Below are 17,820 nucleotides of genomic sequence, written 5' to 3'. Positions count from 1 at the left end.
CTGTATGAGTTGACCATTCGACAATGGGAGCGTTCCGCTGAATGGCGGTTGCGACCATCATCTTTCCTGCTGACCGGGTTTGCCCCGGTTCAACGGTTTTGCGCGATCTTGGAATGATCCGGCGTGACGGGCGAATGGCCTGTTCACGCCTCCCGTTGCCTTGAGCGTTCAACAAGGGGTTTTGAATATGGCGTATGTAGATTTCGCCCAGCCGCTGCCAGCGGCGGGGGCTGGACTTGCTTTGCCTGCGATGCGCGAGCGCATCAAGACTGCTGCGCTTGGGTTTACCACCGCAGAATGGCAGATCGTGCACCTTGCGCGAACCGATGGAATGGCGTCTTTGCGCGCTCCGGGCCGGTGGTCCCGGCTAAAGACGATCCTCTTTGGACCCCAGCCGCATTTCCAGTTGGCGGACGGCAAGCTGGAGGCTTTGCGGCGTCTGGCTGTCGAGGCCTGGCATCAGGGTTTTGCCGTCCGTCCCTCATCGATCGACGCTTTTCTGGCGGCTGGCTTCAGCGAAGGGCAGCTCGAAACCCTGCTGTCTGCAGTTACGGCAGCGCGTCGCGCATTGAAGGGGCCCCGCGCATGAATATGGTGACCAGGATCGAGCAAGACGGTCAGGCGAAAGGCGTCAACCTTTCCGGGTCGAGAAGCGGCATGAAGCGACGTGCAGCTTGGGCTGCGATCGGCGTGCTGCTGCTGGGCGGGGTTGCGTGGAAATTCGCGGCGCAGCCGGAAGCGCAGGCGTCCGCCGCGCCCATCGCCACGGTCGGCGTATCGGCGCCCCTTTTAAGAGCGGTGACGCAATGGGATGATTATGTCGGGCGGTTCGCGCCCAGCCAGACGGTCGACATCCGCCCGCGCGTATCGGGTGCCGTCACCGCCATCCACTTTCGCGACGGGGACTATGTCCGCCAGGGCCAGCTGCTCTTCACGATCGACCAGCGGCCCTTTCTGGCTGCGCTAGCCGAAGCTCGCGCGAACAGCGCCTCGGCGCGCAGCGCATTGCTGCTCGCCCAGAATGATTATGCGCGCGTCCAGCGGCTGACCGGCGACGAAGCGATATCGGCCAGCGAAATCGATGCGCTCCGCTCGCGCCTTCAGGCGGCGCAGGCTGCTTTGGCAGCGGCGCAGGCCCGTGAACGGCAGCGGGCTCTCGATGTGGAGTTCACCAGGATCCGCGCTCCGATCGCCGGCCGTGTGTCGGATCGGCGAGTGGATATCGGCAATCTCGTTTCGGGGGCTGAGGGGACCGGCGCAACTCTTCTGACGACCGTCAACAAACTCGACCCCATCTACTTCAACTTCGATGCCTCGGAAGCGCTTTACCTCAAGTCGCGGCGCGACGGGCAGGGGGGCGATAAGGTCGAAATCCGTCTGCAGGATGAGGCGGACTATCGCTGGAAAGGCAGGCTCGACTTTACCGACAATGGGCTCGATCCCCATTCGGGCACGATCCGTGTCAGGGCTGTCCTCCCCAATTCCGACAATTTCCTGACACCCGGCCTGTTCGGCAACATGCGTCTGTCGGATGGCGGCAAGGTCAATGCGCTGCTCGTGCCGGACGAGGCCATCCAGTCCGACCAGGCACGCAAGACTGTGCTGACCATCGGCAAGGACGATGTCGTGACCGCCAAGCCGGTGGAACTTGGTCCTATCGTGGACGGCCTGCGGATCATCCGTTCTGGCCTCACCCCGCAGGATCGTGTGATCGTTTCAAACCTGCAGGCTGCCATGCCGGGCGCGAAGGTTTCGGTGCGGCCTGTTCCGATCAGGCCTGCGGCGGCGCCAGTGTCGGCAACGGACGCATTCTCGCCCGCGGCGGCGCAGGCTACCTTCGCTCGCTGATCTTCATTCGACCCGCAACTGCAATGTGACTGTCTGCGATCCGGTTTTCCGGATCGTACGGCCGGTTTTTGCTCGCAAAGGACGATCCGATGCGTTTCTCCCGTTTCTTCATCGACCGGCCCATCTTTGCGGCCGTGATCGCGGTCGTGATCACCGTTGTGGGTGCTCTGGCCTTCATCGGGCTGCCCGTCAGCCAATATCCCGACATCGTGCCGCCGACCGTGACCGTCGCGGCGCAATATCCCGGAGCGTCGGCGGAAACCGTTGCCTCGACGGTCGCCGCGCCGATCGAGCAGGAGATCAACGGCGTCGATGACATGCTCTACCAGAGCAGCCAGTCGACGGGCGACGGCAAGGTCCTCATCACGGTGACCTTCAAGATCGGCACCGACCTCGATGCCGCGCAGGTTCTGGTCCAGAACAGGGTCGCGGTGGCCGTTCCCCGCCTGCCCGAAGAAGTTCAGCGTCTCGGCGTCGTCACGCGCAAGACGACGCCCGAATTCCTCATGGTCGTCAATCTACAGTCGCCCGATGGCACGTTCGACCGCAACTATCTGTCCAACTATGCGCTGACGCAGGTGCGCGACCGTCTCGCCCGGCTGGATGGCGTGGGCGACGTGCAGCTGTTCGGGTCGCGTGACTATGCCATGCGCATCTGGATCGACCCGGATCGCGCGGCTGCGCTCGATCTGACCGCGGGCGAGATTGTCCAGGCGCTGCGTGCCCAGAATGTTCAGGTGTCTGCTGGTTCCATCGGCCAGCCCCCATATGATCGCGGGGAAGCCTTCCAACTTGGCGTCGAGATGCAAGGGCGCCTGACCGAGCCTCGCCAATTTGCCAACATCGTGATCCGCACCGACGCCGATGGCCGACAGGTCCGCGTGAGCGACGTGGCGCGGGTGGAGCTGGGCGCGCAGGATTACGGCATCAACACCTATCTGTCGAACAAGCCCACGGTGGTCATCGCCGTTATGCAGCGCCCCGGCTCCAACGCGCTCGACGCGGCGGAAAAGGTGAAGGCGGAAATGGACACGCTGTCCAATCGCTTCCCCAAAGGGCTTGAGTATAGCGTCATCTACAACCCGACCGAGTTCATCAGCCAGTCGATCGACGCCGTTTATCAGACGTTGATCGAGGCGGTTCTGCTGGTGGTCCTGGTCATCCTGGTGTTTCTCCAGAACTGGCGCGCGGCGATCATCCCGATCATCGCCATCCCCGTTTCGCTGATCGGCACTGCCACCATGCTGGCCGCCCTCGGCTATTCGCTCAACAACCTGTCGCTCTTTGGCCTGGTCCTGGCGATCGGCATCGTCGTCGACGACGCCATCGTCGTGGTGGAGAATGTCGAACGCAACATAGAAAATGGCATGAGTCCTCTGGAGGCGGCGCGCACCTCTATGGACGAGGTATCGACCGCGCTGGTGGCGATCGTCCTGGTGCTGTGCGCCGTCTTCGTGCCGACGCTGTTCATCACCGGCATTTCCGGCGCCTTTTATCAGCAGTTTGCGGTGACCATATCGACCGCAACGATCATCTCGCTCATCCTGTCGCTGACGCTCTCGCCGGCTGCGGCGGCCTTGCTCCTGAAATCCAAACATGGTCACCGCGATCGTAGCGGCGACCCGGTCTGGCGGCAGAAGCTTGGCATAGCTGTCGACATGTTCAATCGCGGCTTCGACCGCCTGAGCATGAACTATGGCCGCCTTACGCGTTTCCTCGTGGCGCGGCCCAAGAAGATGCTGCTGACCTATGCCGGGTTGATCGCCGCGACTGCCGCACTCTTCTGGGCGACGCCTGGCGGTTTCATTCCAGCCCAGGACCAGGGATATTTCCTGGCCGTCGTGCAGCTGCCGCCGGGTGCGTCGCTTGAGCGGACCGACAAGGTAACGCGCGAGGTCGCCGCCAGGATTCTGCCGATCAAGGGGCTGCGCGGAGCAGTGATGTTCGCCGGCTTCCACGGGCCGTCCCAGACGCAAGCGCCCAACAGCGCCGCGATCTACTTCCCGTTCAAGAGCTTTGCCGAGCGCAAGGAGGAGGGCGCCACCTATGCCGGCATCATGGCCGAGGCCAACAAGGCCGTCGCAGGCTACGACAAGGCCCGCATCCTGCTCATCCCCCCGCCCTTGATCCAGGGTATCGGATCTGCCGGCGGCTATCGGATCATGCTCGAGGATCGCGAGGACCGCGGCTACGCCGAGCTTAACAAGGTGGCGGGCGAACTGATCGGCAAGGCGAACCAGACGCCGGGACTGGCAATGGTCTACACGCTGTTCGACGTGGGCACGCCACGCGTTTATGCCGATGTGGATCGCCGCAAAGCCGATCTCCTGGGCGTTCCGCCAGAGCGGATATTCGAAGCGATGCAGGTCTATCTGGGTTCGTCCTTCGTCAACGACTTCAACCTGCTGGGGCGCACCTATCGTGTCACCGCGCAGGCCGATGCCGATCATCGCGGGACGGTGGCTGACATCGCGAACCTGAAAACCCGCTCCAACAGCGGGCAGATGGTTCCGATCGGTTCCGTCTCCACCTTCAAGGACAAGACCGGCCCCTATCGCGTGGTACGCTACAACCTGCTGCCTGCGGTCGAGATCGACGGCGATACGGCCCCTGGCTATTCGTCCGGACAGTCGCTGACCACGATGGAGAAGCTCGCCGCCGCTGCGCCGGCCGGCTATGGCGCGGAGTGGACGGCGGTGGCGTATCAGCAGAAGATCGCCGGCAACACGGCCGGATTGGTCTTCGGCATGGCGGTGTTCTTCGTCTTCCTGGTGCTGGCGGCGCAGTATGAGAGCCTCACGTTGCCGCTGTCGATCATTCTGATCGTGCCCATGTGCCTCTTTGCCGCGATGCTGGGCGTCAACCTGCGGGGGATGGACAATAATATCCTGACCCAGATCGGCCTTGTCGTGCTGATCGCGCTTGCTGCCAAGAATGCCATTCTGGTCGTCGAATTCGCAAAGCAGGCGGAAGAAGAACAGGGCTTGTCGCCGATCGATGCGGCGGTTCAGGCGGCGCAGACCCGGCTCCGCCCGATCCTCATGACCAGCTTCGCCTTCATTCTTGGCGCAGTGCCGCTGGTGATCGCGAAGGGCGCAGGGGCGGAGTTGCGGCAGGCGCTGGGAACAGCGGTCTTCTTCGGGATGGCGGGCGTCACCGCCTTCGGCCTGCTCTTCACGCCCACATTCTATGTCGTGTGCCGCGCGCTGGGCGATCGCTTCGCCCGGCGCAAGGACAAGGCTGGCGACGCAACGCTCCAGCCTGCGGAATAAGGAACATGATCATGATCCGTCACTTAACCGCCCTTCTTCTTGGCGCCAGTGCACTGACCGCTTGCGCCGCCGGGCCGGATTATAAGGCGCCTGCACCTCCTCCTCTGGCGGCGGCTCCGTTCATGGGAGCAGCCAATCCCGCCTTGTCGGCAAATCCGGCACAAGAACGGTGGTGGGCGCTCTATCACGACCCGTTGCTCGACCAGTTGGTGGACGATGCGCTCGCCGCCAACACGGACATCCGGCAAGCCGTGGCGCGCATCGAAAGGGCGCGGGCGTCGCTGCGAGGCGCTAAATCCGACCGATTGCCGCAGACCAATCTGGATGTGTCCGAAAGCTATAGCCGCACATCCACGATCCGCTCGCTGCCGGGGGTCGATCGCGAGAACTGGATTTTCGACGCTGGCGTCGACCTTTCCTACGAAGTCGACCTGTTCGGTCGGGTCAGGCGCGGCGTGGAGGCAGCGCGTGGCGATCTTGGCGCGGCGCAGGCCGATGCGGACGGGGTCCGGGTGGCCGTTATCGCCGATACGGTGAGAGCCTATCTGGATGTGACGGCGACGGCGGAACGACTGGCGGTGGCCGAACGGACGGTGCATCTGCTTGACCAGTCACTCAGGATCACCAGTGCCCGGTTCGACGCGGGGCGCTCCGACAGGCTTGACGTCATTCGCGTCGCCGCCCTGCGCGATCAGCAGAAGGCCGCTATCCCCTCTTTCCAGGCGGACAGGGATGCCGCGCTTTTCCGATTGGCGACGCTCACGGGCCGTACCCCACAGCAATTGCCCGACGCCGTTCGCGCGGCTGTCCGCACGCCACAATTGTCGCAGCCTATCCCGGTGGGCGACGGGCAGGCGCTGCTCTCGCGCCGGCCTGATGTGCGCGCGGCCGAACGGCGACTGGCGGCCGATACGGCCAGGATCGGCGTCGCGACCGCCGACCTCTATCCGCGCATCAGCTTGGGCGGGTCGGTCGGCAGCACGGCTCTGGGCGGGGGCAATCTGTTCGGTGGCGGCCCGCTGAACTGGCTGTTGGGACCGCTGATCAGCTGGGCCTTCCCAAACCAGGAGGCGATCCGCGCCAGGATAGGCGCGACAAAGGCGGACAGCGCCGCTTCGCTCGCCGCATTTGACGGCACCATCTTGCAGGCGCTGGAAGAAACGGAGCGTGCCCTTTCAACCTATGCGCATGCCATCGATCGCATGCGGACGCTGGGCGCCGCGCGGGACGAGGCGGCAAGGGCAGCACGGATCAGCCTGGCGAGGCAGCGCGAAGGCCAGATCGATTTCCTGACGGTGCTCGACGCGCAACGCACGCTCGCGGGCGCTGAAGCCGAACTCGCCACCGCCAGCCGGGCTGTCTCCTTCGCGCAGGTGGATCTATTCCGGGCGCTGGGCGGAGGATGGCACGGCGCAACCTGATCGTTCAGCGATGGGCAAGCCTGTCCGCCCCATAGCCTCGAATAGGAGGTGATGATGGGTGGAGACATTCAGAGGCCGGGCAGGCGCGGGATGATCGTCGGGCTGCTGGCGCTTCCGCTCGCCGGCTGCGCCACGACGACGGGCGGTTATTCGGTCGAGGAGGGTGTTCGCCGCCTCCTTCTGCTATCTACCGAGCGCGCCTTTGCCCGATTGACCGAGCCGGGCGGCTTCTACGACGATCAATTAACCCGAATAATGCCACCGCAGGATGCCGGCGATCGGGGTGGCGCCATTTTATCCGCTCTGTTGCGCACGCGCGCCGTGCGGGAGCGGGTGGCCATTCTGCTGAATGATGTGGCGGTGGATCTGGCATCGACCGCCGCGCCGATCGTCACGGACTCCATCCGGCGCATGACATTTGCCGACGCACTGGGTGTGCTGCACGGAGGACCGACCGCCGCGACGGACCTGCTTGCCAGAGAAACGCGGGGATCGCTGATCGAAGCGATAATGCCGGGCATGGCGCGCGCCTTGCGTTCGGACATCTTTGAAATGCTCTCAGCTGCTTTGTCCGCCGGTTCCGGCAGGGATGTCGCGGCGCTGGCCGACGCGGTTTCGGGACAGATGGGCGACGCGATCTTCCGCGCCATCGGCCGGGAAGAAGCGGAAATCCGGCGCGATCCTCGGGCCACGGGCGACCCGGTTTTGATCGCCTTGTTGGGGCGAGGCCCTTGATTTATGCGGCCGGCCATGGTGTCCATGCCGACATGCAACAGAAGTTTCCCGGCATTGCCGCTATTCCGTGGGATCAGCCTGCCACGATGATCGATCTTGATGGCAAGCCGCCCTTGATCGGCACCATCCGCGACTGCGCCGTGCATTTCGGCCTGTACAAGCCCCATGCCAAGGCACAGGCGCGCATAGTGTTGACGCAGCCCGTCCACCGGGAAGGTCGCAAGACGCGCACATGGTTGCTCGACCCGGAAGAGATCGAAGCTCTTGCCGAGAGGCTGAAGCTCGAAACGCATTGATGATCGCCTCGCTCAGGAGGCGAACAACTCGCCTTGGCGAGGCGCACGGGTGGGGACGGCGCGGGCCGTCGTCATGGGCATCAATGCTTTGGCGCGCCCCATCAACGTATATACGGCCTGCCGCTGCGCCCCGCGATTGAGGTGATCGACGCGATAGCCCTGATAGTGGCGCTTCAAAAGCCCGGCTCTTACAAGTTCCGAAGCTGCCCGGCTCAAATTGGTCTTCCCCGATGCCCGCGCGCGGATCAGCACCTCTTCCTGGATCAATGGATCGTCCCGACCCGGGTCGTTGGTCAACTGACCGGCCTTGCGCATGTCGTCACGCACCCGCTCGACCAGGGCGATCCGACGGGGATCGCGATGGGCCATGGGTGTAAGCGCATCGCAAAGCCAGTCCCGCAGCGGTATGAGGTTGCCTTCATGCCTCACGACCGGCCCTGCGCTTCCGTCCGGGCGGGCCACGTCGGCGATCAACGTCAAAAGCATGAAGGCGTAACGGGGGCGCGAGCAACTTTGCGCAAGCATGTCTAGCAACTGGGCCATGTCGCCACTGGCCGATGAGCAATGGGAAGGCGCGTGAAACATATCGTGAATCAAGCATAATATCCGGCCCCTGTGAATCCCCCTTTTCGGCGCCATGACGCTTTGTCACGCGTGACACTTTGCCAACCGGCAAAGTGTCACAGGAGAAACTTGAAGCACCTGTCACGTGGATATGCCGGGTTCGTCCGCCATTGCAGGAAGTGTCAGCGACACAGACAAGCCGGGCGCTGCGTCCCCCAACGTCAACGTGCCGCCGTGGAGATGAGCGACGGCGGCGGCGAGCGACAGGCCAAGCCCCGCACCCGAAATATGCCTCGAAGAATCCAGTCGGGCAAAGCGGCGCAAAGCCTCCTGCCGGTGATCCTCGGCAATACCCGGTCCGTTGTCGGTCACCCTGATCTCTACCCAGCCATCCTGCCGCCGCGCGGACAGCAGGATGCGGTTGCCCCCATATTTAAGAGCGTTGTCAATCAGGTTGGACAATACTTGTCCGAAGATTTCCCGATGCGATCGCACCATCAATCCGGCGGGCGCGTTCACCTCGATGACCACGCCCTGGTCTTCGGCCAGCACGTCGTACATCTCCTGGAAGTCCTGGAGGAGCGAACCGACATCCACCGGAGTGAAACTGTCCCGTCCGATGCCGGCTTCCGCTCGGCTTATGAGCAAGGCCGCATCCAGCATGCGCAGCAACGTGTCGCCTTCCTCCAGCGCCTTCTCGAGGGCGGCGGTGGATTCCTCGTCCTTGCTGTGCCGCATCGCGTTGTCTAGCACGGCGCGCATACGGGTGAGGGGAGAGCGCAGATCGTGGGCAAGCCCATCGGTGACCAGCCGCATCTCGTTCATCAGGGACGTGATCCGGTCGAGCATGGCGTTGATTTCTTCGCTCAACGCATCGAACATGTCGCCGCTGCCCGTCGGCTTTATCCTGCGCTCCATATCGCCGCTGCCCACCGCGCCGGCCGCTTCGATGACCGATCGCAGCCGTCCCTTGATGATGGCGGCGGAGACGAAAGCGGCGCAGCCTGCCAACGGTATGGCAAGAAGAACGGCTCCGACAAGGGACGCCTCCAGATATCCGCCGAAGCGGAGATCATTTTCGACGACATGTCCTGTCAGAAGCTGCGTGCCGTCGGGAAAGCGGGTCGTCACGATGCCCATCGTCTGGGGTTCGCGATCCTGTTGTTTGCTGCGCCGCAGATCGACATGCCGCCAGCTTTCGGACAGTCCCACACCTGCCGGCCATCCACTCAGGTTCCCGGCAATCCGCTGCCCGCGGGGATCCAGCAACAATATCACCGAACTTTTGGCGGGGTCCGTGGCAATTCGGAACCGTACCGCCGCCGCCGCCGCTTTCAGGCCAGCGGCGGCATAGGTGGCGGCGATGTCGTCGCGCAGGGATACCGCCACTTCGCGGCTGGCCTGGTTGACGGACCGGCTGGTGAACTGATGCACGGCACCGAGCGCCAGCATGACGCAGGCGATCTGCATCAGGAAGACAAGGGCGGCAAATCGCCATATAACGCTATGACGCCAGCGCATGGACGATCAGTCCTGCCGCCCCAGCCGATAGCCCGCGCCGCGAACGGTGTGGATGAGCGGAGGCTCGCCTTCCTCATCGATCTTGCGCCGCAAGCGGCTGATATGCACGTCGATGACATTGGTGCCAGGATCGAAATGATAATCCCACACGCCTTCGAGCAGCATGGTGCGGGTGACGACCTCATCCTTATGCCGCAGCAGATATTCCAGTAAACGAAACTCCCGAGGCTGAAGGTCGATCGCGCGGGTGCCCCGTTTCACCGTCCGGGACAGAAGATCCATGTCGACATCGCCGCAGGACAGCCGGGTTTCCCGTGTGGGGTGGCTGCCTCGCCGCAAAATGATCTGCAGTCGCGCGAGCAATTCGGCGAAGGCGAAGGGCTTTGTCAGATAATCGTCTGATCCGGCCGTCAGGCCCTTTACGCGCTCGTCTGCGGTGGCGAGCGCCGACAACAGGATCACCGGCGTGAAAATCTGCGCGGCACGTAATGCGGCCAGCACGGCCAGGCCATCCATCCCAGGCAGCATGCGATCCAATATGATGGCGTCATGCACGGCTTCGGTGGCGAGGAACAAGCCATCGCGGCCATTGTCCGCCCGGTCCACGGTGAAACCTTCCTCGATCAATCCCTGGACGATATAGTCTGCCGTCGTCGCATCGTCTTCGACCAGCAGCAGCTTGTGGCTCATGATTCCGTCGCCCTTTTTCCTGTCGGGATGGCCGCGTTACGCATCCTTGACGCTGCGCTGCCGCGACCGCCACCGATAAGCCGCTGCAGGTCCAATGTCGCCCGCGCCAGGGAGAGGCCTTGCGGTCCCGCAATGAAACGCGGCTCCCAGACCGGAGCGAACTTGGCCTTATAGGCGCGCAGCCCGCCAAATCCATATAATGCGTTGCCGTGACGATAAAGAAGGGCTGCAGCTTTCACCCATAGCGGCGATAGCCGGCGCGCTTCCAGCCCCGCCAAAGGCGCCAGACCCAGCGTGAACCAGTCGAATCCTTGCTCCTGCCCCCAAAGGATCAGGTGAATGAAGATGAAATCCATGACTCCGGGCGGAGAGCTGGCGCGGTGCCGCATCAGATCGACGGACAACTCCTTGCGGTCCGTCGTGGCCCATATATTGGCGAAAGCGACGATCTCTCCGTTGCACCGAACAAGCGCGCAATCCAACTTGACCAGATAGTCGGGATCGAACCGCCCGATGCTGAAGCTCTTTTCCGTCGTGGCTTTTTCAGCAAGCCATTCATCGGATATGGCGCGAAGCTCGGGAAGAAGGTCGGCGACGCGATCCGCGGTCACGATTTCGAACACCGCGCCTTCGCGGGCGACCCGCCGCATGGCATGGCGCAAGGGCCTGGCCGCCGGGCCTTCAAGGGTGAAACGGGAGAGATCGACCCGGGCTTCCTCGCCATATTTGAGGATCGACAGACCAAGGTCGATGGCGAGTGGCAGCAGGGCGAAGCTTATCTGATAGAGCAGGAGCCGGCCCTGGGCGGCATCCGCCCGTTCCCGCATGCGCCAGAGCAGGTCTGGCCATTCGGCGGGATCGCCGACCGGATCTCCCATCACGATCCAGCTATGGCCCTGCACCTGATACATCAGGAAGGCGCGGCCGGATGGCGATATTTCGAACAGCTTGTCTCCCGTCAGTGCAAGGCAGGCGTCGGTCCTTGTTGCCAGCTGCATCGCGGCGTCGCTCGGCCTTATGTCAGATCGGTACCCAAGTCCCGCCCCGGCTGGCCTGAGCAGCGTCCAGATCGCAGCGGCAATGGTGATGACGCCGGCCGCCAGCGCAGCGCGCAGAAAACGGGATGCATCCTGATGGCGGCCAAACTGCCACCATAAATCATTCTGATATTCGACATGGCGATAAGCCATGAAGCCGATCCACACGGACAAGGCGACAGCGATGCCTAGCGCGCCGACCCAGGCTGGCGTCAACATCGCAGACGTGAGGCTCGTCTTCCGATAGAATGCGCCATGGCAGGCCTGCAGCACGGCCGCAATGAGCAGCAGCACGGTCGCCTCCTCATAATCCAGCCCCTTCAGTATCGAGAAGAAGGCGCCCGCGATCAGCAGCAATCTGGTCAGCCAGAATGCGCCATCCAGACGGCGATAGAGGCCGGACGCAAGCAACACGAGCATGGCGCCGATGATGCTCGCCGCAAGATGCGACGCTTCCACGAACGGCATCGGCACCAGCCGGGAAACGGCATGGAACCGGTCTGGCAGCGCCGGCAATGATCCTGACGCAAGGAGGATCGCGCCGCCCGCCGCGACGACGGCGGAAAGAAGGAAGGGCGCAAGCATGTGCCCGGTGGTCGTCGCGAATTCGCGGACCTTTCCCGCGGGCTTTTGCCAGATGACGCTTTCATGCCGCGCGATGAGGCAAAGGGCGACGAGGAGCGGCAGGAGATAATAAACCAGCCTGTATGCAATCAGCGCGGTAAGCAGCGCGGGCCGATCGACCTGAGGCAAGAGCGCGATGATCACCGCCTCGAACACGCCCAGTCCGCCGGGCACATGACTGAGCAGCGCGACGATGATCGCCAGCACATAGCTAAGGAAGAACAAGGGGTAGAGCGACCAGGGCAGATGCGGCATCAGGATGAAAAGGGCGGCCGAAGCCAGTATCAGATCGATTGCCGCCAGGCCAAGCTGAGCCAGCGCCTGCACCCTGTTGGGAAGGGTCAGCGTCCATCCGAAAAGCCCGATCTGTCTCGCGCGCGGGCCCAGAGCGGCGATCGACGCGGCTCCTGCCGCCAGCAGTATCCAGCCCACGGCCCGTTGAAGCGGAAGCGCCATGCCCATCGCGCCCATGCCGATGCTCGTCGGGCCGATCGCGAGCGAAGCGGCGGCAAGCATGACCACGCCACCCCAGAAAGCCAGGCTGGCCGACGCAATCACCCTGGCGACGTCGCCGCTCGTCAGGCCGGCCGCCCCGTAGATCCGCATGCGTGCCGACCCGCCGGTGAGCAGCGCAAGGCCCAGATTGTGGCTCAGCGTGTAGCTGCAGAAGGACGCAAGAGCCGCGATGGACCAGCGTTTGGGGCGACCCACGATGCGCAGGGCAAGATAATCGTAGAAGGTCAGCGCCAAATAGCTCAGGATCGTGAACAAAAGCGCCTTTGCGATCGTGATCGGCGGGAGCGCCCCAAGCGCTGCACGAACATCGCTCCACCGCACGTCGGCCACGAGATGATCGAGCGCGGCTATTCCGAGTGCCGCGATCAGCAGCATCGCAGGAATCGCGAACCAGGATCGGTGCCTTTGCAAGGCGTGGCTCATATTCATGGCGATCATGCCTTGCCGCTGTGCCGATCGATCGTACGATCGATGGCGTGGAGGAGGGCCCTGCTGACAAGCGCCGGGTCGTGATTGAGGGAGTGGGCGCCCGGCAGCATCAGCCGCACGGCATTGGCCTGCCGCAGGGCGGGGCAGAGGCTAGCTGCCTCTTCCTTGCCATAGATGCAGAGCACCGGAACCCAGCTCAATTTGCGCCCGGCCGTCACCGCATCCTCTTCCGGTTCCGTGAAAGAGAATATTTCGGATGGCGACGCCCGCCATTGCCGGGTCGCGCCCGGCACGATCAGTGCGACAAGCGCGATATGCCTGCGCAGCGCCAAGGGCACATAGGGGAGGGAAGGCGCGACCACGTCGGCGCCGAAGGACTGGCCGATGAGGACCAACTGCGCGCCCGGGGCGACCGCCATGGCGCGGCGCAGGCCTTGCGCGATCATGGCTCCCGTTTCCTCCGGCGTGCGACGCGTCCGGAAGAAGAAAAGGCTGTTTTCGCCGACGACCGTGACATCCTTCTGGGCAAGGTCTTCCGCGATTTTGGGGCCAAGGCCCGCGTGGAATCCCATGTCTCCGGACAGATACAGAGCAACGGCGTGGGGTCGCTTGGACACGGCGCCATGTTCGGCCAACCGAACGTCGAACAGCGGCCCGCCGATATAGCCTAGATGCCACATCGCCAGCAGGAAGCCGACCAGGACGAAGCAGATGGCGGCGTTGGCGCGGGTCATGCGTGTTCCATCCTTTTGCCTTCGGAAACAGGGAGAGCCTCGCTCGATTGCACCCGGCCGCTTCGCTCAAGTTTCCCCCACCCGACCCATGGACCCAGAATGGCCGTGCTGACCGCGCGGATGACCACTCCGTACATGATCTGCCGATAGACGAAGCGCTGCGCGACCAGCAGCAGAGCCGGATAGCGCCGCTCCCGCGGTTCCAGCCGATAGGCGACCGCCCCGCACATGATATCTATCATCGTAAAGGCGATCCAATAGGCGGCCATGCGCAGCACGTCGCTTTGGGTCTGCGCCCAGCCATGTTGGTGGATGCGCACCGCTGTGTCGGCAGCGCTGATCAGGAGCGCAAGGTCGATGATGGGCGAAACGAGGGCGAAGCCGATCTGGAACAGCCAGGCTTGCGGTAGTCCGACCCAGGCCAGGCCCGCCGGTTTGCGACTGCGCAAGAGGTCGCGATGCTTCCAGAGGCATTGCAATGTGCCATAGGCCCAGCGGAACCGCTGTTTCGCCAGGGCGCGGAAACTTTCCGGCGCTTCCGTCCATGCCACCGCTTCGGTATCATATGCGACGGTCCACCCCGCGCGTTGCACGGCAATGGTGAGGTCCTGATCCTCCGCCAGCGTATCCACCGGATAGCCGCCGACTGCGGTCAACGCGGACCTTCGCCATGCGCCTACCGCGCCCGGCACAACGGTGATCGCCCCAAAGCGGGCCAGGGCGCGCCGCTCCAGATTCTGCGCAGTCACATATTCGACCGCTTGCCAGCGGGTGACAAGGTTGACGCGGTTGCCGACCATTGCGTTGCCCGCTACGGCGCCCACGGACGGGTCCGCGAACCAGCGTGCCAGTCGGGCTATGGTAAGCGGCTCGAACTGCGTGTCAGCGTCGAGCGCGATCACGATGGGCGCGTTGGTCAGCTTGAGGGCGTGGTTGAGCGCGACCGCCTTCCCACCGTTAGCAAGGGTGAGCAGCCGCACGCGATCATCGCCGGCGAAGGCTTGCGCGACAATCGCGCTGGTCGCGTCGGTGGACCCGTCATCGACGACGATCACTTCAAGAAGGACATCCTGGCTGTCCAGCACGCGACGGACCGATGCCTCGATCACCTTCGCTTCGTTGAAGGCGGGGATGATCACCGAAACGCATGTGCCCGGCGTGATGTCGGGCGGTGTGACACGGTTGCGCCGCGACCGGCTGAGCAGCGCGAGAGCTGCCAGCGTCACGGCGCGCCCGATCCCGAGCAGGATGACGGCGAAGAACAGCCACTTGAGGCTGATGCTGATGGCGGCCAGAAACAGGAAGATGGCAACGTCGATGCGCACCGCCACAAGGTCCGCCCCGCTTATCCGTGGCATGACCTGATCGCGCGACAGGTTCGCCAGCGAAGACACCGGTACGAAATGATAGCCGCGGGCCTTCAGCGCCTGGATGATCCTCGGCAAGGCGGCGACGGTTTGCGCCCGGTCGCCGCCGCTGTCATGCAGCAGGACGATCTGCGCGGATCTCTCCGCGTTGCCCGCTTCCACTTGCGCGACTGTGCGACGCACGATCGCGTCCACGCCCGGCCGCGTCCAGTCGCCTGGATCGACGTGCAGGCCGACATTGATGTACCCTGCCATCTGGGCGAGCCGCGCAGGATTGATTTCTTCGGCGGTCGTGGGTTCCGCGTCGCCAAAATAGGGCGCACGGAACAGCCGCATGGCGCGCCCTGTATAGGCTTCGACCAGCCGCTGCGTGCTGTTCAGTTCCAGCGCCACGCCCTTATCCCAGACCTGCGCCAGATTGGGGTGGGTATAGCTGTGGTTGCCGATTTCGCTTCCCTGCGCGACGATCCGGCGCAGCAGGGCAGGGTGCAGCATCGCATTCTCGCCGATGACGAAGAAGGTCGCGGGAACGTTGGCTTTCTTCAATATGTCCAATATTGGGGGCGTCCATACCGGATCTGGACCGTCGTCGAAGGTGAGCGCGACGTCGTGCGGCTTGTATCCGGTGCGGCCGATCACATAGGGCGTGGGCAGGCTGCTGAAACGCTCGTTTACGATCAGCCCTCTTGCGGGGCCCGACCCCGTCGAAATTGTGCGATGCCCGGCGGTCGGCACGTCATTGATCCGCAGAATTTCGCCATTGCCCTCGATATCGACCGAGTTGTAGCTCGTCAGTCGAGATAGATCAGGCGGCATCTGGTCATTGCGCGCTTTCAATGCCGACCAGAAGCCGGGATCTTCCGACCCGAGGCGCCATAGCGCTATCCCGCCTGTTCCGGCCAGTTGCGCCGCGCGGATCTGGTTGCAACCGCTTGCCGCGTCCAGCATCCACACATGGTGAACCCGCCCGTCCTCCTGATAGTCGAACGTGGCATTGCCGGACACGGGATCGAAACGGATGTTCGCACCGGAATCATGCGCGGAGAGCCAGGCGTCCTCGATGGAGAGCGTATCGGCCGCTCCACCGCCTTCCGTCCAGTCATAGGCATAGTTTCCGATCGCGACGATCAGCTTCGACGCCGGAACGATTCGCATGGCGGCGCGCAGCCGTTGCACGAACCAGGGCTGTGCAGCGATCGGCCCTGCATGGTCTCCGATATAATGCTGGTCGTAATCCATCAGGATCAGCCTGTCCGCGACAGCGCCATACCGGCGCAGATCCCAGCGCGGGTCATCGACCGGCACGGTCAGGGCAAGCGACAGATGTCGGGCATGGAGGACCGGCGCGGCCTCTCTCAAAAAGGCGAGATAATCCGCCTGCGCCTGGGGCGGCAGCGACTCGAAATCAAACATCACGCCTGCCGCATGCAGGGATTTGAGGTGCGGCAGTAAAGCCGTCAGGAAGGCGGTTCTCGCTTGCCTGCTGTTGAGCAGGGTCGCCGTCCCATCCCCATCCCACGCGCCATCGGCGACATTCTGCACCACCGGCAGGATGTGGGGACGGTGCCCTGCTGTTCGGATGATGGACTGAAAAACAGGATCGGCTGTGACATGCAGATCATGCGCGCTACCCGTCACGGACAGCAGCGCGGGCGCGACCCAGTCGATTTTGCCGACATGCTGCCGCAACGACGCCCGGCTCGCATCGTCCCACGGGACATAGAAAGCCATGGTGACCGGATGGGCGGGCCAGGGAGACGCATGTTGCGGCAGCCATTTGGCGACGTCGGCGCGCAGCTTGGCGCTCAATCTGCCGATCTTCTGGCCCAGGCCCTCGCTATGGGGGTGCTCCATGCTGAGCGGCACGGCAGGTGGTACGGGCACATTGACGATCGTCGCCGCAAAGGCGATCGCCGCCAGAAGGATCGAGAGCAGCAGGACGAAGAGGAGGGGCAGGGTGATGCGCTTGCGTCGTCCGCTTGCGTCGTAAAAAACCGGTTTCTGCATCTGCCTTGCCCCTGCGAATATGGAAAGGCGGTGCATGACAGGAACGCACCGCCTCTCTTTCTTGCGACCAGGGAGATGGCCGCCTCGTCCCTGTTAGGAGCAGGCCCTTCACGGGAGGGTGAGCGGGATGTTACGGTTTCTTCATGTTCCTTCGCGGCGAACCGTCGCGTGTCTGTCCGCTTGCGTATAGGCGCGCAGCATGAGGCAGAGGACGGGACGCTTTTCGAATTAATGGAACATCGAGAGCGATTTTATCCCAATGTCTCCCATTTATCGTTGCCATTATATGGGGGAGACCATCAAGGAGGCGATCATGCTCGACATAGCGACACCCCATCTCACCCAAGCCGAATGGCGGGATGTCAAATCGGCGCTGGTTGCGGTGGCGGATTGCGGATGCGCCGAAACGCGCAACTCCACTTCCCTCTGGCCGCGGGTGGGGCGTTCGACCGCCATCACGAGTCGTCTCGACGAAACCGGCGCCGCGCCGGTGCCCGATCTTGCTTCCATCAGAGATTTCCTATGTGAGACAGGGCGGTCGCACCGCCTTGCCGAACGCCATGTTCCCGCGCTGTCGGCCCTGGGTTTCAACCGCGCCCAGATCGAAGCTCTGGCGCTGCTGGGTGCTTGATCATGTGGAAAGGCGCGTGTTTCCGCGCGTTGGCGGGATCAGCCCATCATGATTTCAGTCTCGGCCAGAAATTTTGAAAATGGGAGTTGACCGACTCGGTGGGTGGGCTTAGAGGGCTGATCACCGAC

13 protein-coding genes are annotated in these 17,820 nt (G+C 63.5%); 7 read left to right on the top strand and 6 right to left on the bottom strand.

Annotation, left to right across the window (positions count from 1 at the left end; all coding sequences use genetic code 11):
- The first annotated feature begins 250 nt into the window (after positions 1 to 250).
- The 6 genes from AX724_RS03655 (at position 251) to AX724_RS03630 (ending at position 7,572) form a co-directional block, all read left to right on the top strand.
- On the top strand, positions 251 to 589 hold the full coding sequence (locus AX724_RS03655) for a hypothetical protein (RefSeq protein ID WP_231736459.1): 339 nt from the start codon (positions 251 to 253) through the stop codon (positions 587 to 589).
- Positions 586 to 1,848 (top strand): efflux RND transporter periplasmic adaptor subunit, encoded by a 1,263-nt coding sequence (locus AX724_RS03650; RefSeq protein ID WP_066763662.1) that lies wholly within the window; start codon positions 586 to 588, stop codon positions 1,846 to 1,848. Before AX724_RS03655 ends, AX724_RS03650 begins: the two co-directional genes overlap by 4 nt.
- 89 nt (positions 1,849 to 1,937) lie before the next feature.
- On the top strand, positions 1,938 to 5,120 hold the full coding sequence (locus tag AX724_RS03645; RefSeq protein ID WP_066763660.1) for an efflux RND transporter permease subunit: 3,183 nt from the start codon (positions 1,938 to 1,940) through the stop codon (positions 5,118 to 5,120).
- An 11-nt stretch (positions 5,121 to 5,131) separates the two neighbouring features.
- Positions 5,132 to 6,541 carry an efflux transporter outer membrane subunit gene (locus AX724_RS03640; protein WP_066763766.1) on the top strand — a complete coding sequence of 470 codons (1,410 nt, stop codon included), beginning with the start codon at positions 5,132 to 5,134 and terminating at the stop codon, positions 6,539 to 6,541.
- Positions 6,542 to 6,595: 54 nt separating this feature from the next.
- Positions 6,596 to 7,276 carry a DUF4197 domain-containing protein gene (locus tag AX724_RS03635; RefSeq protein WP_197421460.1) on the top strand — a complete coding sequence of 227 codons (681 nt, stop codon included), beginning with the start codon at positions 6,596 to 6,598 and terminating at the stop codon, positions 7,274 to 7,276.
- 32 nt (positions 7,277 to 7,308) lie between these two features.
- The gene (locus AX724_RS03630) at positions 7,309 to 7,572 is read left to right on the top strand and encodes a hypothetical protein (protein WP_066763765.1); all 264 of its coding nucleotides are present in this window, start codon (positions 7,309 to 7,311) and stop codon (positions 7,570 to 7,572) included.
- Between the two features lie 12 nt (positions 7,573 to 7,584).
- On the opposite strand, the gene AX724_RS03625 is transcribed toward AX724_RS03630, so the two are convergent.
- From AX724_RS03625 to AX724_RS03600, 6 genes are all read right to left on the bottom strand, one after another.
- Positions 7,585 to 8,157: a hypothetical protein gene (locus tag AX724_RS03625; RefSeq protein WP_066763652.1), complete on the bottom strand. Its 573-nt coding sequence runs from the start codon at positions 8,155 to 8,157 to the stop codon at positions 7,585 to 7,587.
- A 120-nt stretch (positions 8,158 to 8,277) separates the two neighbouring features.
- The gene (locus tag AX724_RS03620) at positions 8,278 to 9,657 is read right to left on the bottom strand and encodes a sensor histidine kinase (protein ID WP_231736458.1); all 1,380 of its coding nucleotides are present in this window, start codon (positions 9,655 to 9,657) and stop codon (positions 8,278 to 8,280) included.
- 6 nt (positions 9,658 to 9,663) lie between these two features.
- Positions 9,664 to 10,347, bottom strand: a complete 684-nt coding sequence (locus AX724_RS03615) for a winged helix-turn-helix domain-containing protein (protein ID WP_066763650.1) — start codon at positions 10,345 to 10,347, stop codon at positions 9,664 to 9,666.
- Complete coding sequence (gene mprF / locus AX724_RS03610; RefSeq protein WP_066763762.1) at positions 10,344 to 12,953, bottom strand: bifunctional lysylphosphatidylglycerol flippase/synthetase MprF; 2,610 nt, start codon at positions 12,951 to 12,953, stop codon at positions 10,344 to 10,346. Before mprF ends, AX724_RS03615 begins: the two co-directional genes overlap by 4 nt.
- A 5-nt stretch (positions 12,954 to 12,958) precedes the next feature.
- Positions 12,959 to 13,687 (bottom strand): AcvB/VirJ family lysyl-phosphatidylglycerol hydrolase, encoded by a 729-nt coding sequence (locus tag AX724_RS03605; protein ID WP_066763647.1) that lies wholly within the window; start codon positions 13,685 to 13,687, stop codon positions 12,959 to 12,961.
- Entirely contained in the window at positions 13,684 to 17,061 is a 3,378-nt protein-coding gene (locus tag AX724_RS03600; protein WP_066763761.1) for a polysaccharide deacetylase family protein, read from the bottom strand. The genes AX724_RS03605 and AX724_RS03600 overlap by 4 nt, the downstream gene beginning before the upstream one ends.
- A 313-nt stretch (positions 17,062 to 17,374) precedes the next feature.
- On the opposite strand from AX724_RS03600, the gene AX724_RS03595 reads away from it, so the two are divergent.
- On the top strand, positions 17,375 to 17,692 hold the full coding sequence (locus AX724_RS03595; RefSeq protein WP_066763759.1) for a hypothetical protein: 318 nt from the start codon (positions 17,375 to 17,377) through the stop codon (positions 17,690 to 17,692).
- Positions 17,693 to 17,820 lie beyond the last annotated feature (128 nt).

This window comes from Sphingobium sp. CCH11-B1 (genome assembly GCF_001556865.1).
Taxonomy (GTDB): domain Bacteria; phylum Pseudomonadota; class Alphaproteobacteria; order Sphingomonadales; family Sphingomonadaceae; genus Sphingobium.
The sequence above is the reverse complement of the archived record's forward strand: the minus strand, read 5'-3'. Positions and strand labels throughout refer to the sequence as shown.